The organism is Mucilaginibacter sp., from assembly GCF_025359345.1.
Classification (GTDB): domain Bacteria; phylum Bacteroidota; class Bacteroidia; order Sphingobacteriales; family Sphingobacteriaceae; genus Mucilaginibacter.
Window position 1 is genome coordinate 186124 of sequence record NZ_JANYGQ010000017.1, and the last position, 16959, is coordinate 203082.

Genomic DNA, 16959 nt, shown 5'->3' on the forward strand with positions numbered 1-16959 from the left:
ATTATGAAATATCGCCACTTTATTATAACTATTGTTTGTTTAACCATGCTTACAGCTTTTAAGCCTGTTGAAAAACGGGTATTGTCTGATGATTACCCGGCCTATTCCGGGAACGATCTCGGTGTTAAATATTCGCCATTAAAAACGGTTTTTAAAGTTTGGGCGCCGAAAGCCTCCGAAGTGAAATTGAGATTATATGATGCCGGGGCAGCGGGTGAAGCTATCAACACCATCAGCATGGCAAAAGGTCTTAACGGCACCTGGCGGGCATCAGTCAGCAAAAACATAAAGAATAAATATTACACTTTCCAGGTGATGCAGGATGGCAAATGGTCGCTGGAGTGCCCGGATATCTACGCAAAAGCGGTGGGTGTAAACGGGGCACGCGGCATGGTAGCCGATATGGCTGCAACCAACCCCGCCGGCTGGCAAACAGATAAAAAGCCGGCATTAAAAAACTTCACCGACATAATACTTTATGAGTTGCATATCCGCGATATATCTGTCGAACCCAATTCAGGCATCAAGCATAAGGGTAAGTTTTTAGGCCTTGCCGAAAGCGGCACCAAAAGCCCCGATGGCGAACCCACCGGGCTGGATCACATTAAACAACTTGGTGTTACTCATGTACACCTGCTGCCTTCGTTTGATTATAACTCGGTTGATGAAACCCAGCCCGACGCCAAGTATAACTGGGGCTACGACCCTTTGAATTATAATGTTCCGGAGGGCAGTTACTCCACTAATCCTTATGATGGAAACGTGCGGATAAAGGAGTTTAAAAAAATGGTGCAGGCCCTACACAAAAAAGGGTTAAGGGTGATATTGGATGTGGTGTATAACCACACCAGCGATGTCAAAAATTCAAACTTTAACCAGTTTGCTCCCGGCTATTTTTACCGTAAAAATGCCGACGGCACTTATGCTAACGGGACAAGTTGTGGCAACGAAGTCGCGTCAGAAAAGGCGATGGTGCGCAAGTTCATCATTGAATCGGTAGTGTATTGGGCAAAAGAATATCACCTGGACGGGTTCCGGTTTGATTTAATGGGCGTGCACGATATCGAAACTATGAACCAAATAAGCGCCGCCCTGCACAAAATTGACCCCACTATTTTTATTTATGGCGAAGGCTGGACGGCAGGCAATACGCCATTACCCGAAGCTGACCGGGCCGTAAAGAAGAATACTGCCAAATTAGATAAAATAGCGGTTTTTAGCGACGATATACGCGATGGCATAAAAGGCGGCTGGAGCAGTATGAAAGACAAGGGCTTTGTAAGCGGCGCGCTGGATAAGGTGGAAAGCGTAAAATCGGGTATCATAGCATCAACGCCAAATAAACAGGTGAACTATAGCAAAGTAAATTATTCCAAAGAAGCATGGGCGGCGCAGCCCTTTCAAACGATAACTTATGCATCATGCCATGATGATAACACCTTGTTCGACAGGCTGAAAATATCCAACCCCGGCGCTTCGGAAGCGGACCTGATTAAGATGGACAAACTTGCTAATGCGATAGTATTAACGTCGCAAGGTGTATCCTTCCTTCATTCGGGCGTCGAAATGCTACGCACTAAACAAGGCGTGGCCAATTCCTATAACTCGCCCGATTCCATCAATCAAATAGACTGGAGCCGCAAAGCCAAATACAAGGCAGTTTTTGAATATTATAAGGGGCTTATCGCATTGCGGAAAAATCACCCGGCATTCAGGATGCCAACAACCAAAATGATACAAGTCAACTTAAAGTTTATTGATACCGGCGATGCAGGGGTGATAGCTTATCAAATCAGCAACAATGCCAATGGCGATAAATGGAAAAACATACTGGTGGTTTTGAATGGAAACGCCTCGGCCAAAACTGTAAAATTGCCCGCAGGCAAGTGGACGATAGTAGCCGATGGAAATGTTGTAAATGAGAAAGGGGTAAAACAAATAGCCGGGAAGGATTTGGCATTAGCCGCTACAAGTGCATATGTTTTGCATTGCAACTAGCCTTAGGCGGCAAGCTGATATTCCACCTTCTCAATCAAGCAACTGATATCAAAAGGCTTATGCAAAACATCGTCAGGCGCACCTTTTTGTTTTAACGATTCATCGATGGATTCGTCGCCTGAGCACATGATGACCGGCAGGTTGCGGGTGGTTTTATTCAGTTTGATGAGCTGGCAAATCTCGCGGCCGTTAATGCCGGGTAAAATGGCGTCGAGTATAATTAAGTCCGGGTGATCATTTTTAATATGTTCAAAAACATCGGTGCCGGTGTTGGTTGCAGAAACTACATACCCATTATTTATTAATATGTAGGTCATTACCTCAATCATCAGCATATTATCATCTACTATTAATATTTTCTTCGGCATTATTCTTACTGCTTTAAATATTGCAGCCATATAAGGTAATACAAAGCCCATGCCACTTACCAAAATCATAAAATATAACTGCTTAGTTTTGAGGTTTTAACGTTGTGGTGTATATATTTACAGAATAATAAAGCAGATTTAAAACACAATTGATCACTTTTATTACATTTGACAGCTATTAAACTGATTCGCGCTAAAAATGGATAATATTAATATTAAGATACTTGCTAAAAAATTAAATATTTCAACTTCCACCATTTCGAGAGCATTTAACGGCAGCCCTGATATTAATAAGGACACTAAAGAGAAAATACTGGCATTTGCCCGAGAACACAACTTTTTGCCCAACCACTACGCCAGCAACCTGCGCGACAAAAAAAGCCGCACGCTTGCGGTAATTATCCCCGAAATAACCAATGATTTCTTTTCGCAGGCCATTAACGGCATCGAAGAGATAGCGCGTAAGAAAGGCTTTTATATTTTGCTTTACCGTACCGACGACGTTTTCGAAAAAGAAGTATCGTTTGTAAACTACCTGAATAATGGAAAAGTTGATGGCATCATCATGTCGGTAAGCGGCGAGGCCAACGACCACAACTATCTGCGGAAGCTTGAGCAAAAGAATATCCCGGTGGTGTTTTTCGACCGTGTGTATGAAGACATAGAGGCCGCTAAAGTTACCACCAATGACTATGACAGCAGCTTTGCAGCAACCGAGCACCTGATTGATACCGGCTGCAAAAAAATAGCCTACCTGGTGGTAAACAAAAGCATATCAATTGGTAAAGTGCGTATGCAGGGCTATGTAGATGCCTTGCAAAAACATAACGTACCATTCAACGATGAACTGGTGATTGATTGCAGTAACGATGAAAAAATAAACTACGGTATTCTGAAAAAAGTGCTGGAAGAAATTAAGCCCGATGGTATATTCAGCTCGGTTGAACGTTTGGCATTTGCAACCTACCACGTGTGTAATGACATGAACATCAATATCCCGCGCGATTTGAAGGTTATCAGTTTCTCCAGCCTGGGTATAGCACCCTTACTTGGCCCGCCGCTATCAACGATAACCCAGCCGGCTTATGAGATGGGTATCAAAGCGGCAACCCTGCTATTTGAAGAACTGGAAAACAAAGGCAAACCAATCAGCAAAAAAGAGCACGTACTTAAATCCAAACTGTTTATCAGGAAATCGTCTGGTGGTTGATTTTTCTGCTCCCCCTTTAGGGGGCTGGGGGTTACTCCTTAACCAACTCCTTCAAAGCCTTTTCGGCCTGCTTTTCTTCATCCCGAAGCCTGCGTTTTTCCTGGCGTATTTCTTTGCGGGTTTTGCCCGCGGTGTCAATTAAAAGTTCCTTTTGTTCCTCGGCGTCGCGCAGCTTTTTAATATCCGCTTTAAGTTTTGCTTTGACGTCTTCCTTTTTAATTTCTTCTTTTTTAGCCACTACCGAAGTGTCTTTTTTGCCAAACAAACGCTGAAAGAAGGTCGGTTTTTTAACTTCCGGCTCAACAACTACTACCGGCACAGCCTTTTCGTCATCATCCTGCTTTATCAGGCTGTCGGCAACTGATTGGCTCACCGGGGCAACCTCGCGGCGCATGCTTTCTTTCAGTCGTACCTCGTTAAAGCCATATTCATTGCTGCTATCGCGCTGTGCCCTTCCGTGTCCAGCCATCAGGTTGCCTATCAAATTAAAATAGCCCGCCAATCCAGGTCGTAAGGAACCGTCGGGCTCAAAAGAATATAGTCCTGTTTTTGGGTGGGGCACAATGCTGGCTAAGTAAATGCTTTCGCCGATGGTCAGTTCCGATGGCGATTTGCCGAAATAATAGCGTGATGCCTCACCAATACCGTACACATCGCGGCCCCATTCAATAATATTGAAATACACTTCCAGCATCCGGTTTTTGGTCATGATGCGGTTGTTTTCTATCAGCCATACAATCAATATTTCTTCTATTTTTCGGGAAAGCGTTTTTTCACGGCTGAGGAACGAATTTTTTATCAGCTGCATGGATATGGTGCTGCCGCCGCGCTTAAATTTTTTATCCTTAAAATCGGTAGCCAGCGATTTGCGGATCGACTCCTCCACAAACCCATGGTTGGTATAAAACGACGGGTCTTCTGCCGTCATTACCGCATTACGCAGGTTGGGCGAAATTTCATCCAGCGGGGTATAGTATGAATTGTCGGGGCCTATGAGCCGGGGCGCCATTGGTTTGCCGTTTTCATAAGGTACATAGGTAAAAACCTTGTTTAACTTACCCAAATCGGTTTTGCCATATTTAACAATATTGAAACCGTCTTTATCCAGCCGCGAATCAAACTGAACATCGTCAGGCTTTTCGGCATTTAAAAATACGTTCAGCTTATAATTTAGCTTGCCGGTAACCTGTATGCCTTCTAATGACTCAAACATACCCGAGGGGAAAGAGTCGAAAATATCCTGTGCATTTTGCCAGCCGCTGTTTACCTTGAGCTCATAAATTTTAACCGGGTTAAGTGTATATTTCGCGTAAGGGTGCGCCGTTATTTTTTTAAGGTGAATGGTTGACGAACTATCGAGCGATAAGTAATTGCTGCCAACAAACAAATTGGCGTCAATGCCGGCATTCGGTATCACAATATCGCTGCTTGAAAGGCCGGGATGATTGATCAATAAATTGGTTACGCCCCAATAGCCGTATATGCGGGTTTCGCCACCGCTATGTTCTACCTTGCTCAGCCGGGTACTTGCTGTATCAAAGGTTACCTTTAACTTAAAGCGTTTTTCAATATACGGAATCTCAACTTTTTTGCCCTCAGCGTAAAGCTTTATGTCGATGTCTTTATCTGAAGGGTGCATCCGGCCGTCAAAATGCCAGATGGCCCGGCCATTATCAATATTGATGGTTGAAGTTAGCTGGCCGCTTTTTATCAGTGCCGATTGAGCTAAAGCAGTAAAACTGCTGCTGTCGGTTTTAAGTGATACCAGGAAATTATTAAGCGTAAGGTTATCCGGGATTTTATAGAGTAGCTGGTTAATAAGGTTGTTTGATAGTTCTGACAGATCAACCTTTGTTTTCACCGTTGTGTCCTGCTTCTTTTTAAACAGGAAATCGAAATTTCTGACGTGGTTGATGTCGGTTAAATTCAAATGCCCTTGCTGCAGGTTTACATAGGCGAGCTTTACATTGCCAAAAATAAGCGGCATCAGCTTTACGCTTACGGTAAACTCTTTTATACTTAATAAGCTATCACGATGGTCGGGCACTATCGTAATGTCTGAAAATGCAACGGTGCTAAGCCCTGTAAACCGGGCCGAGCCAATCTCCAGGTCTAAATTATAGGTAGTGCGGGCTTTTTCCTTTGCTTTGGCAATGGCCTTTTGAAGTAAAGCTTCGCGTTTTGAATAAGCAATAAATCCACCTATTAGCAATAAAACGAATAAGCAGGCAAGTACAATTGCTCCAATGCGGAGATATTTTGGATTGATATGGATTTTTTTAAGATCAGGCAGCTGCATCTAATAATATTTATTCAAAACTAAACTAATTATTATGCGATACAAACGCGGAGACCGGCAAAATGTTTCCCACTACCTTACCTGTTAAAAATCTTTATTTCGTCAGGCCATCACCCGGGTAGCAGCAATGGCATCAAAAACGCCATCCCACAAGCCAATTCTTTTTTGTAATGCAGTTATTGATGCATTGGTTATTTCTTCCCATTTCTGCGGATCATTGCCGCAAAGTTCGGCTGTCATTTCCAGGGCGAGGTGACTGTGGTGGCCGCCATCAACTTCAATATGGCGGTCGAGGTAGTACTTGAATTTTGAAACCTCTTCCGGGAATTTATTATCAAGGTCGTTAACTATGGAGTGAAACATGTTAGGGATCAAATCTTCGCGGCCAAAAGTGAATACAGCAGCCTGCAAATAAGATTTGTCGCTGTTAATTACTTCAAAAGTATTAGCTACAAACTTCTGTACTGAATCCGGCGTACCGGCAATATTAAATGCCGCATCCATATCACCACTGCTTTCTAATTCCGCAATAAAATTGAGGAAATCAGTAGCCCCTGCACCACACTGCTGCATGGCATCGAGGTAAATTTCATAGTGGCTGGCGCGATTACCATCGCCATCCACATCTGATTCTTCGCCGGTAACTATCTCATTGATCAAATACCTTGTATTGGCCGAGCCAACCGGGAACCAGGGCACGCTGGTGCACGTTAAATTTTGCTGCAAAGCTTTTAAAAGCGACATAAAGTCCCACACGGCATAAATATGATGATCCATAAAAATCCCCAGGTCTTCAATACTATTTATTAAATCATAAACTTTATGATTAATAATTTGCTGCCTTAACGGCTCAATTGCCTGTTGTAGTTTTTTTATCTGGTCGTTCATCCTTTATTTCCGTTTTGCGCGGGCAAAGGTAGAGTTTTAAGGGGTACCTCAAACTTGGGGATGAGATGTAATCGGCTGTTTTGCGAATTATGAAAAAATTATGACACGGAAACCTTTATTTTTCTGCTATATCAATCCCGAATTTATTTTTATGAACCCCGGGAATTTTTGCATGTACATTACAAGTTGCAATTTATACAATGTTTCAAAGGCCAGCTACAGACGAAATATTTTGTTGCTGCATGAGTAATGCCTGACCTCAATTTGCGTCAAAATTTGCCGATAAAGCAACAATGCTTAAATAATGGCTTTTTATATTGACTGGTGATTTCGGGCATACCGGTGTGAATTTGTTTTTCAGCTCAAATAAAATGTGCGTGGCACATTTATTGAATAGTTTGTGAAAATTTACTTTTGCGTAAAAGGTATTTCTAATTCTCAAACACTAAAATTACTCATCATATTAAAGGTTAATGAAACAATTATCAAGACTATTTATTGCGGTGCTGTTTACGGCTATTGCACTAACTTCCTGCAAAAAAAGTTCCGACAATTCGCCCGCTGGTACAACAATGACTTTTAAGGCCAATGGCACTGCCGTTACCTATAATGCTTGCGTTGCTGTTTCGGCCAGCGTTAATGACGTTAACCAAACGCTGATTACCGGCACCAACCTTACTAACGGTAAACCGGGAGCTGCCAGCATGGAAGTAAATATCACCCATGATTTAGCCACACTAAAAGCAGGGCAATCTTATTCGGTAACCACTGCACCGAAAGATGGTTTAATATTGTTTTATTTCATCAATGATTCTGATGTTTTTACTACCCAGCCGGCACATCCAATAGGTACGGTAACTATTACCGAAGTAACATCGTCGACTATTAAAGGTACATTCTCCGGACAATTATTCAGTGAAGATGATTTTACCGGCGACCACGTTCTTTACACTATAGCCGGTGGTTCATTTACTGCAAAACGCAGTAACTAAAACCAATTTAAATTGAGCGTTGCCACTATCTTCTTAACGCAGCAATTTTGTTGCATTTATACAAAATTGTTACCTTAAATAAGATTATTAATACTTAGTTTTGCGGCAAGTACTAAAAGTAGCAGCTGACCGTGAAAAATAGTAAAAGCCATATTATCCATTCGTGGATATTATTGATCTGCTTCGTTGCAGGTCAGTATATGGTATATGTTCACCAGCATAAGCTGATAAAAACAAGCAGTACTTACATCACAATTAAGCAGCAAGCCAAGCAAACCGTTTCCGAAAAGTGCCAGTTGTGCGATGCTATGCACCATACCAGCATGATTGTTGGCAGCAATATGTTTTTTGACCACCAGGTTGTTGCCGATTGTTTTTATAAATCTCCTGTTTATAACTTTACAAGCCTCGCGCTCATACTTGCCGGTGGCCGCGCTCCTCCTTCAGTTAATTATTTCGCTTAAACTAAAAGCTAAACTGCTTTTCTCCGTTATTAACGTTGACTGTTTTGATTTTAAAAAACTCCCGGATTACCGGGATTTAACAATCAATCAAACAACCAGATTTCTCAATTCCATCAGACTCACAACAATGAAATTTAAGATAAGAATATTAAGCCTGCTGTTAATGTTGCTGTTAAGCACCATTATGGCCGAGGCCGCGATAACGACGCACAGAACCGATGAACTGGGGACTATTACCGGTACGGTAACCGATAAGGCCGATGGGAAAACCATAATAGGCGCCACGGTAAGTATTCCCGATTTAAGGCGCGGCTCAATTACCGATGTGAACGGCCACTACTCGTTAGAAAATTTACCTAAAGGAGTTTACCTGGTACAAGTTAGCTACATAGGATATGCTACTTTTAACCAACGGGTTGATTTTACCAAAACCACTACGCTTGATATTCAGCTACAGGCATCATCGATAGAAACCGGCGAAGTAGTGATAACCGGCGTAAGCAAAGCCACCGAAATAAAACGCGACCCGGTGCCGATGGTCGCTGTAGGTAAAACCTTCCTCGACCAGCGTTCGGCAGCTGGTAATGTTATTGACATGATAGCCAATTTACCAGGCGTTAGCGCTGTTACTACTGGCCCGAATGTGTCGAAACCTTTTATCCACGGCCTGGGTTATAACCGTGTGGTTACGCTGCAAGACGGCATACGCCAGGAAGGCCAGCAGTGGGGTGATGAGCATGGTGTGGAGGTTGATCAGAATTCAATTGACCGTGTAGAGGTAATTAAGGGGCCGGCCAGCTTATCTTACGGCTCGGATGCCATAGGTGGTGTTGTTAATCTTATTACTCCGCCGCCGGTTGCCAATGGTAAAATATTAGGCTCGGTACAGGGAACTTATGGCACCAACAACAACCTGTTGAATGGTTCATTCAGGCTATATGGTAACAATAACGGGTTTGTTTGGGGTACGATATTATCTGCCAAAGAGGCCAAGGACTACCAAAACCCGCACGATGGCCGTGTTTATGCAACAAACTTTAAAGAGAAAGACGCCCGTTTTATGATGGGCCTGAATAAAAAATGGGGTACATCCTATTTTAACTTCTCGCTGTTTGACGATCAGCAGGCTATCCCGGATGGCAGCCGCGATTCGGTAACCCGCCAGTTTACCAAACAAATTACCGAAGACGATGCATCGCGCACAATTGTGCCTGCATCTGAATTAAACTCGTACAAATTACCGGTTCTGCACCAGCATGTACAGCTTTACAGGATTTACAACAACAGCAATTTCAATGTAGGCGATGGCAACCTTTTGGTTAATTTGGGTTACCAGTTTAGCCACCGTAGAGAATACACCCATCCTGAAGATGCCGATGTTGCTGGATTGAACCTGCACCTGAGCACCTTTACGTATGATTTTAAGTATAGCTTTAATTTGAATAATGGGTATGAAACTACTGTGGGCGTAAATGGCCAGTATCAAAACAACACCATTGGCGATGCTACCGAGTTCCCGATACCGGCCTATCACCAATTTGATATTGGTCCGTTCATTATCATGAAAAAGAGCTTTGGCAAGCTCGACCTTTCTGGCGGCGCGAGGATCGACAGCCGTTCGTTCCACGGACAAGCGGCTTACATTGACACGGCGGGGAAATACCCTGTATTGTTCAACCCATCAAACGCTGCTACTCCGCCAACGGTGATTTCGCAGTTTTCGGCCCTGAACAAAACGTTTTCAGGGTTTAATGGAAGCTTTGGTGCAGCTTATAATTTTTCGAACAATTTCCTGCTGAAGGCTAATATTGCGCGCGGTTTCAGGGCGCCAAGTATCGCCGAGTTGTCTGCGAACGGGCCAGACCCGGGTTCGCAGATTTACCACATCGGTAACAACAACTTTAAGCCGGAATTTAGCACGCAGGAGGATATCGGTATGTTTGTTACCCTACCGAATGTATCGTTTAGCGTGGAGTTGTTTAATAACAATATCCAAAATTACATCTTCCAGCAACAGGAGTTGAATGCCGACGGATCGCCGGTACTGACGCAAGGCTACAACACATTTACCTACGTGCAAAGTAAAGCAAGGATAAATGGAGGCGAGATTAGCCTTGACATACACCCGCTTAGCTGGCTGCACTTTGAAAACTCGATAGCCTTAACTTATGGCCAAAACCTGGGTACAGGCGGCCCGGTTGCCGACAGCTTAAAGTATTTGCCTTTCATCCCGCCACTGCATACCCATTCTGAACTGAAAGGTAATTTCAGCAAAGGCTTTGGCAGATTTAAAAATGTTTATGGCTTTGTGGGATTTGATCATTTTAGCGCGCAGAACCGCTTTTTTGCTGCCTACGGGACAGAAACATACACTGCTGGTTATAACCTGTTGAACGCAGGCATAGGTACCGAACTGGTAAACGCAGCCGGCCAAACCTGGGTGAAGCTATTTATTGAAGGCACCAACCTGGGCAATGTAAACTATCAAAGTAATATGAGCAGGCTTAAGTATTTTGATAATGCGAACGTGCCGGCGGGCGTCCAGCCCGGTATTTTTAATATGGGCCGTAACGTAAGTTTCAAGGTGGTAGTTCCATTTGACTTATCCCCGCATCCAAAATCTTAAAACTAAAGTAAACTATAAAACCAGGGTCCCGCAGCGATGCGGGACTTTTTTGTTTTTTAGTGATTGACCAGGGCTATGCTTAATGATTGACCAGGAGCAGTGCAATTGGCCGTTTAAGCTACTTGCCCCTAAACATGGATGCTATCCAGATAATCAAAGCGATTACAACGATGACAGATATAATACCAACGACAGCGCCAGCTTTAAATATGCCTGTAATTACCGAACAACTGCTTAAGCACAGCAGCAAAACAATGAGGGATGGAAAATATAATCTTTTCATAGTAGGTTTTAGGTAATATAATATTCGAAACGACGAATAAGTTTTAGCCTGTGGAATTTATTTTGATACTCGACAAATATCATCCAAAACAAAACCGCCAACTTATCTGATAAGTTGGCGGTTTTTAATATTTTGGGGTTTTTATTTCCTTCTTACTTCAATTTGGACAATGCATCTTTTATCCTGGGTAGTAATTCCTGTACGTCTTGCAGGGTACTTGCACCTACCGATACACGGAACCATGGGGTATTATCATCTGTTCCGAATGCAGCAAACGGTACGAACGCTACTTTTGCCTCTTTAATCAGGTAAAAATTAGTATCTGCCGACGTTTTCAGCACGGTGCCGTCCGGTGTGGTTTTGCCTGCGTAATCAATTTTTATGGTCAGGTAAATAGCACCCATTGGCTCAATGGCGTCAACGTTAAATCCTTCGGCCTTTAATTGCTGGAAGCCCTGGTATAAGGTATTCAAACTGGCCTGTATATTGCCTTTTAATTCGGCAAGGTAACCCTTAACAAAATCATCTTGTCTTAAATATTTAGCCATGGCAACCTGCTCGGCCTTTGGCGCCCAAGCGCCCATATGGCCTACAATTGCCTTCATGTGGTTTATCACATTTGCCGGGCCAAAGCCCCAGCCTACACGCACACCTGTGGCGGCAAAGCATTTTGAAGCACCGTCGACAAATATGGTCACATCTTTTAACTCGGGGCGCAGGCTAACCGGGTTGTAGTGTACATGTTTGCCAAAAGTAAGTTGTGAGTATATCTGGTCGTACAATAAATACAACGGTTTTTCGCCGGCCTTGCGGGTTTTGTTTTCGGCAATCACCAAATCACATATCTCTTCCAAGTCCTTTTTGGTAAACATGGTACCGGTTGGATTTAGTGGCGAGCAAAGGGCCAGCATAGCTGCTCCTTTTAAATGCGGCGCTATTTCATCAGCCGTAGGCATAAAATTATTTTCGGGCCGGGTAGGTATGATGACAGCTTCGGCATTGGTTAAATCGCAATAGTGGTTGTTGTTCCATGACGGTGCAGGGAAAACAACTTTATCACCCGGGTCGATAAGCGCCAGGTAGGTTGAATATATCAATGGCCTCGAGCCGCCTGAAATCAAAATCTGGTTGGCAGTATAATCCAAATCAAACCTGCTTTTTAAAAAGGCGGATACGCTTTCCCTAAGATCAAGCACACCATCGGCCGGTGGATAGTTGGTTTGGTTGTTGGCATAGGCGTCAACAATGCCTTGCTTTAGTTCGGCAGGGATGGGGTAGATGTTTGAATCAAAATCGCCGATGGTTAAATTGGCAATGTTTTGTCCCTGGCGTTTTAGCTCGTTTATTTCACCTGCAATTTTTATGATTTCGGACCCGTGCAGATTTTGGGCCAATAAAGAAACACTCATGTGGATGTGTGGGTTATAATGTGCAAAGTTAAGCGAAAAGCTGAAAGCAAAAAACGAAAACCTTTTTTTAGCTTTATGGCCTGTTACAAAAGGTATAATTGACTAACATAATTGCGGAAAAATGACGGTTGAAAACCCAATGGCTTACAGTTTTATTATGCAGGATGACATCTACCTGCTGAATACTGATAAGCTGCAATATACCCAACCCCCGGAAACAGTGACACCATCAGCCGTGGCGGAACCGGAGCCTCAATACACACCCGCCCCGGCGGCACCTGTTGCCTTGCCAGAGCCTGTCAGCTTTAAATACCTCGGTGGCAATAAAAAAGGTTTCCTGGTAATTACCCACTACCCGGAGCACGATTTTATGCACGACAAACACCTTGCAGCGTTGGAAAGTACGCTTACACGCTTAGGGTTTACCCGGGATGACATTGCAATTGTTAATCGGGTACATTATACAGATACTGATTTTGATGTTTTGGCTAGTTTCTTTACTCCTAAAAAACTGCTCATACTAGGGAAACATGCGATGCCTTTAAAGATGGAATCGCTCGAATTAAACAAACTCAAACAATCAGGCACGCTTACCGCATTACTTACATTCAGCTTTGATGAGATGATGGACAGCGTTGAGCATAAAAAAGCATTTTGGGAACAAATGAAGCAATTGTAATATGCACCAGTTAGTTTTTGCCACCAATAATGCCCATAAACTGGAAGAAGTTGCCGCCAAAATTGAAGGGCAGATAAAACTGCTGAGCCTTAATGATATCAATTGCACCGACGATATCGCCGAAACCGGGGAAACCTTCCGCGAAAATGCCTCGATAAAGAGCCAATACATCTACAATAAATATAAACTGGATTGCTTCGGCGATGACAGCGGCCTTGAAATTGACGCACTAAATGGCGACCCTGGCGTTTATTCCGCCCGTTATGCAGGCCAGCATGGCAACCACGATGCCAATATCAACAAAGTGCTGGCCAGCCTGCAAAATGTAACCGACCGTAAAGCCCGCTTCCGTACGGTAATATCATTGATATGGAATGGCTATGAACATTTTTTTGAAGGTGCGATTGAAGGCACTATCCGCCACGAACGATCAGGTACCGAAGGTTTTGGGTACGACCCAATATTTCAGCCCGATGGGTATGATGTCACCTTTGCCGAAATGAGCCTGGATGAAAAAAACAAAATAAGCCACCGTGCAATAGCGATGGAAAAGCTGGTTGATTTTTTAAATGGAAGCTGATCTTCATCCGCCAGGTTTTACAACGTAGCCAATGCCCGTGTTGCCCTTGGATTTCCGGGCCTGATTATTAATGCCTGCTGATAGCATTTTTTCGCATCTGCTTTATTGTTGTTCTTAAGGTAGGCATCTCCCAGGTCGTTCCACGCTATTACTATTTTTGGGAATAGCATCGTGTAAACTTTATATAACGAGATAGCCTTATCGAATTCATTTTTTGTCAAAAGTTGCTGACCAACATCCAGTAAAACCATGTCATTGCCCGGCTCCATGGCCGATTTCTGCATCTCAGATTTATAATTTTCTTCGAAATATTTACCACCGTTAGTACTTATAACCTGGTATAAATATTTTGCCGGTGGCAGGTGTAGCGGAGCAACCGGTTTGTTATTTAAAATGGCCGAGATTCGCATCCCAAGAGCTTCTGCTGTCCCCTCATCAAAGTTGGATAACACAATAACCACATTTTGTGTTTCCATATTGGCCGACCATAATGCGCTTAGCCCGGGTGCACCGCCCGCAAGTGCTATTTTGCCGGTTTTGGCAAATTCGGCCCAGGTGCTGCCGGGGGCTTTGCTAAACGGATTGGTGAAAGCAATTTGCTTACTGTCATCCGTCAACAATTTATTATCATGCAGCATCGAATTTACAAATGCCAGCATATCATGGGTGGTGCTATATATCCCGCCATCGCCACCGCCAATAATATGCATTTCGGTATTAGTTTGCAGCGGGCCAAGTGAGTTCGATATATATCCGGTTGCTTTACCAGGTTCCGGTTTTACATAAGCGTTAAACCCGGTTTGGACCATGCCGACCTTATCCAGTATTTGCTCTTTCAGCGCCTGGTGATAACTTTTACCTGTTACTTTTTCAATTATTGCAGCCAGCAAAACAAAACCCGAGTTTGAATATAGCGCATCTGTTCCCGGCTTAAAACTCAATGGTTCACGTTTAATGTAGGGCAAAATATCAGCGATGGTTTTTATCCGGGCAATTTCATCCGCATCCTCGCCAAAAGGTGGTCCGTCAGTATAACTGCCCAAGCCCGACTTATGCATGAGCAATTGCTGCACGGTAATTCCATTTAACCGGGGCGGGAAACCGGAAAGTAAAGCGCCCAAAGTATCGGCAAGCCGCAATTTGTTTTGCTCAACCAACTGCAATATCATCACCTTGGTAAAATCCTTGGTTATTGAGCCAATTTGAAATTGTGTATTAACGGTGTTTGGCGTATTGTTTTCGTAGTCGGCCTTGCCAAAACTCTTAACATAAATAACGCTGCCATTATTTGCAACCAGCACATTGCCCGAAAACAACTGTAGGCCAACAGCTTTTTCAATCAGTGAATCCATGCGCGCGCCAACGGCGGCACCTGGTTGCTGTGCTTTTGCGTTAACAGCATAAAACGAAATTAAGATAGCAAATGAACGGACGAAGAGTTTACAGGATTTCATTACCGTAAGTTTCTTCAATAGTAACCACATATTGTAAATATGTATAACTTTTGGTGGAAACAGGTTCTTTTAAACAGCAAACGCTGCTAATTTGTGATTTAGCAGCGTTTGTAATTATGTGAGCAATCAATGATTATTGAATCAAATGCTTTAATTGTATTACTTCTTTCTCTTCTAAAAAGCGCCACCTTCCGCGGGGTAGGTCCTTTTTAGTAAGGTTAGCGTATACCGCACGGTCAAGTTTTACCACTTCGTAGCCCAAGTGTTCAAATAAGCGGCGTACAATGCGGTTTTTGCCGCTGTGTATTTGTATACCTACTTCGCGTTTTGAGCCGCCTGCAACGTATGATACAGAATCAGGCTTTATCAAACCGTCTTCCAGCTCAATGCCAAAACCAATTTTGTTCAGGTCGCCCTGGGTTAAGCTTTTGTTCAGTTCAACTTGGTATAGTTTGGTTATGCTATTGCGGGGATGCGAAAGTTTGTCTGCAAGGTCGCCGTCGTTAGTCATCAGTAATAAGCCTGTGGTATTCCTGTCAAGGCGGCCTACGGGGTAAATGCGTTCTTTGCTGGCTTTTTCAACCAGGTGCATAACCGTACGGCGTTCCTGCGGGTCTTCGGTAGTAGTTATATAGTCTTTTGGTTTATTTAAAAGTACATAAACCATTTTTTCGCGTTTAAGCAATTCGCCGTTATAGCGTATCTCGTCTTTTTGCGGGTCAACTTTATGGCCAAGTTCGTTTATAACAATACCATTAACCGATACCACGCCTGCAGCAATCAACTCATCAGCCTTACGGCGCGAGCAGATCCCTGCATTTGAAATGTAACGGTTAAGCCTTATCAGCCCGGTTTCTTTACTTTCAGCAGGGCCTTTTTTGCGGCCGCGCATTGTTTTTACCGGCGCATCAAGATCCTTGGTTATTTTATCGTAGTTTGGTTTTGAGCGTTGTGGTCTGTCGGCATCGTATGGTGTGTCGGCGCTTTTTCTTTTAAAGCCAAGCCCGCCTGACGGGCCTGCAGTAAATTTTTTGTCGCCGGTTCTTTCACCACCAAATGAACGTTTTGGTTTATCATCAGCATTAAATGAACCTGTTGATGATTTGCTACGCGATGTGAAAGGTTTTTTGTCACCTGTTCTTTCACCGCCGAAACTTCTTTTTGGTTTATCATCGGAATTAAATCCGCCTGTTGAGCTGCCGCGTGATGAAAAAGGTTTTTTATCGCCGGTGCGTTCTCCGCCAAAATTCTTTGCCGGCCTTGGGTCATTGTCGGCTGTTCTGCCGGTGTATGGTCTGCCTTTTGGCGCGAATGCTCTTTTTTCACCAGATGATTCACCATCAGTTGGCCTGCCGCTATATGGCCTGCTTTTGCCCGTAAACGTTTTTTTGTCGCTGCTGCTAAAGCTGCTGGCAGGTTTGTCATAACTGCTGTTTCCGCGCGGCGAAAACGATTTTTTCTCGCCCGGTGCTTCGTTGTTATATTTTTTTGATGGTCTGGTGCTTTTGGGTTGATCTGAACCTTGTGCCGAATTTCCTCGAGATGAGGTTGCTCTTTTGGGTCTTTCGCCAGTCTTCGGAGCCCTGTTTGATGATCTGCCGGACTTGTCGTCGCGGCCATTACCTGGTCTGTTAAATGCCATAGTTTTAATTTTGCGCTTTCGCAGCGTGAGGGTCAAAGATAGCCTTTTTTGGGCGATTTTTGATTTT

The 16959-nt window shown here is 43.6% G+C and carries 14 protein-coding genes; 7 read left to right on the plus strand and 7 right to left on the minus strand.

The window, feature by feature from the left end; all coding sequences use genetic code 11:
- Positions 1 to 45: 45 nt before the first annotated feature.
- A complete protein-coding gene (pulA, locus tag Q0R52_RS09985; protein WP_295794431.1) occupies positions 46 to 1998 on the plus strand; it encodes a type I pullulanase in 1953 nt (650 codons plus the stop codon).
- 2 nt (positions 1999 to 2000) lie between these two features.
- On the opposite strand, the gene Q0R52_RS09990 is transcribed toward pulA, so the two are convergent.
- Positions 2001 to 2435 carry a response regulator gene (locus Q0R52_RS09990; protein ID WP_295794433.1) on the minus strand — a complete coding sequence of 145 codons (435 nt, stop codon included), beginning with the start codon at positions 2433 to 2435 and terminating at the stop codon, positions 2001 to 2003.
- A gap of 130 nt (positions 2436 to 2565) precedes the next feature.
- Here Q0R52_RS09990 and Q0R52_RS09995 point away from each other — a divergent pair, with 130 nt between their 5' ends.
- Entirely contained in the window at positions 2566 to 3576 is a 1011-nt protein-coding gene (locus tag Q0R52_RS09995) for a LacI family DNA-binding transcriptional regulator (RefSeq protein WP_252792139.1), read from the plus strand.
- A gap of 31 nt (positions 3577 to 3607) precedes the next feature.
- Here Q0R52_RS09995 and Q0R52_RS10000 read toward each other — a convergent pair whose 3' ends face one another.
- Positions 3608 to 5875 (minus strand): transglycosylase domain-containing protein, encoded by a 2268-nt coding sequence (locus tag Q0R52_RS10000; RefSeq protein ID WP_295794437.1) that lies wholly within the window; start codon positions 5873 to 5875, stop codon positions 3608 to 3610.
- 102 nt (positions 5876 to 5977) lie between these two features.
- Positions 5978 to 6763 (minus strand): DUF3050 domain-containing protein, encoded by a 786-nt coding sequence (locus Q0R52_RS10005; protein WP_295794438.1) that lies wholly within the window; start codon positions 6761 to 6763, stop codon positions 5978 to 5980.
- Between the two features lie 473 nt (positions 6764 to 7236).
- On the opposite strand from Q0R52_RS10005, the gene Q0R52_RS10010 reads away from it, so the two are divergent.
- The 3 genes from Q0R52_RS10010 to Q0R52_RS10020 all read left to right on the plus strand — a co-directional run bounded on the left by Q0R52_RS10010 (position 7237) and on the right by Q0R52_RS10020 (position 10845).
- A complete protein-coding gene (locus tag Q0R52_RS10010) occupies positions 7237 to 7755 on the plus strand; it encodes a hypothetical protein (RefSeq protein ID WP_295794440.1) in 519 nt (172 codons plus the stop codon).
- Between the two features lie 131 nt (positions 7756 to 7886).
- The gene (locus Q0R52_RS10015) at positions 7887 to 8219 is read left to right on the plus strand and encodes a hypothetical protein (protein WP_295794442.1); all 333 of its coding nucleotides are present in this window, start codon (positions 7887 to 7889) and stop codon (positions 8217 to 8219) included.
- Between the two features lie 127 nt (positions 8220 to 8346).
- Positions 8347 to 10845, plus strand: a complete 2499-nt coding sequence (locus tag Q0R52_RS10020; RefSeq protein WP_295794443.1) for a TonB-dependent receptor — start codon at positions 8347 to 8349, stop codon at positions 10843 to 10845.
- Between the two features lie 118 nt (positions 10846 to 10963).
- Here Q0R52_RS10020 and Q0R52_RS10025 read toward each other — a convergent pair whose 3' ends face one another.
- Together Q0R52_RS10025 and Q0R52_RS10030 are read right to left on the minus strand one after the other, a co-directional pair.
- Complete coding sequence (locus Q0R52_RS10025) at positions 10964 to 11128, minus strand: hypothetical protein (RefSeq protein WP_295794445.1); 165 nt, start codon at positions 11126 to 11128, stop codon at positions 10964 to 10966.
- Between the two features lie 152 nt (positions 11129 to 11280).
- A complete protein-coding gene (locus Q0R52_RS10030; RefSeq protein ID WP_295794446.1) occupies positions 11281 to 12537 on the minus strand; it encodes an aminotransferase class I/II-fold pyridoxal phosphate-dependent enzyme in 1257 nt (418 codons plus the stop codon).
- Between the two features lie 121 nt (positions 12538 to 12658).
- Between Q0R52_RS10030 and Q0R52_RS10035 the strand changes: the two genes are divergently transcribed.
- Positions 12659 to 13216: a hypothetical protein gene (locus Q0R52_RS10035; protein ID WP_295794448.1), complete on the plus strand. Its 558-nt coding sequence runs from the start codon at positions 12659 to 12661 to the stop codon at positions 13214 to 13216.
- 1 nt (position 13217) lies between these two features.
- Positions 13218 to 13796 (plus strand): non-canonical purine NTP diphosphatase, encoded by a 579-nt coding sequence (locus Q0R52_RS10040; protein ID WP_295794451.1) that lies wholly within the window; start codon positions 13218 to 13220, stop codon positions 13794 to 13796.
- 17 nt (positions 13797 to 13813) lie between these two features.
- Here the strand turns inward: Q0R52_RS10040 and Q0R52_RS10045 are convergent, their stop codons facing one another.
- Both Q0R52_RS10045 and Q0R52_RS10050 read right to left on the minus strand, forming a co-directional pair.
- The gene (locus tag Q0R52_RS10045) at positions 13814 to 15250 is read right to left on the minus strand and encodes a serine hydrolase (protein WP_295794453.1); all 1437 of its coding nucleotides are present in this window, start codon (positions 15248 to 15250) and stop codon (positions 13814 to 13816) included.
- A 133-nt stretch (positions 15251 to 15383) separates the two neighbouring features.
- Positions 15384 to 16892 carry a pseudouridine synthase gene (locus Q0R52_RS10050; protein ID WP_295794455.1) on the minus strand — a complete coding sequence of 503 codons (1509 nt, stop codon included), beginning with the start codon at positions 16890 to 16892 and terminating at the stop codon, positions 15384 to 15386.
- Positions 16893 to 16959 lie beyond the last annotated feature (67 nt).

Bases quoted from the DNA above. Each gene is read 5' to 3' on its own strand.
- Q0R52_RS10040 (WP_295794451.1), top strand. From the start codon at position 13,218: ATGCACCAGTTAGTTTTTGCCACCAATAATGCCCATAAACTGGAAGAA.
- Q0R52_RS10005 (WP_295794438.1), bottom strand. From the start codon at position 6,763: ATGAACGACCAGATAAAAAAACTACAACAGGCAATTGAGCCGTTAAGG.
- Q0R52_RS10020 (WP_295794443.1), top strand. From the start codon at position 8,347: ATGAAATTTAAGATAAGAATATTAAGCCTGCTGTTAATGTTGCTGTTA.
- Q0R52_RS09990 (WP_295794433.1), bottom strand. From the start codon at position 2,435: ATGATTTTGGTAAGTGGCATGGGCTTTGTATTACCTTATATGGCTGCA.
- Q0R52_RS10045 (WP_295794453.1), bottom strand. From the start codon at position 15,250: ATGAAATCCTGTAAACTCTTCGTCCGTTCATTTGCTATCTTAATTTCG.
- Q0R52_RS10030 (WP_295794446.1), bottom strand. From the start codon at position 12,537: ATGAGTGTTTCTTTATTGGCCCAAAATCTGCACGGGTCCGAAATCATA.
- Q0R52_RS10050 (WP_295794455.1), bottom strand. From the start codon at position 16,892: ATGGCATTTAACAGACCAGGTAATGGCCGCGACGACAAGTCCGGCAGA.
- Q0R52_RS10025 (WP_295794445.1), bottom strand. From the start codon at position 11,128: ATGAAAAGATTATATTTTCCATCCCTCATTGTTTTGCTGCTGTGCTTA.
- pulA (WP_295794431.1), top strand. From the start codon at position 46: ATGCTTACAGCTTTTAAGCCTGTTGAAAAACGGGTATTGTCTGATGAT.
- Q0R52_RS10000 (WP_295794437.1), bottom strand. From the start codon at position 5,875: ATGCAGCTGCCTGATCTTAAAAAAATCCATATCAATCCAAAATATCTC.
- Q0R52_RS10035 (WP_295794448.1), top strand. From the start codon at position 12,659: ATGACGGTTGAAAACCCAATGGCTTACAGTTTTATTATGCAGGATGAC.
- Q0R52_RS09995 (WP_252792139.1), top strand. From the start codon at position 2,566: ATGGATAATATTAATATTAAGATACTTGCTAAAAAATTAAATATTTCA.
- Q0R52_RS10010 (WP_295794440.1), top strand. From the start codon at position 7,237: ATGAAACAATTATCAAGACTATTTATTGCGGTGCTGTTTACGGCTATT.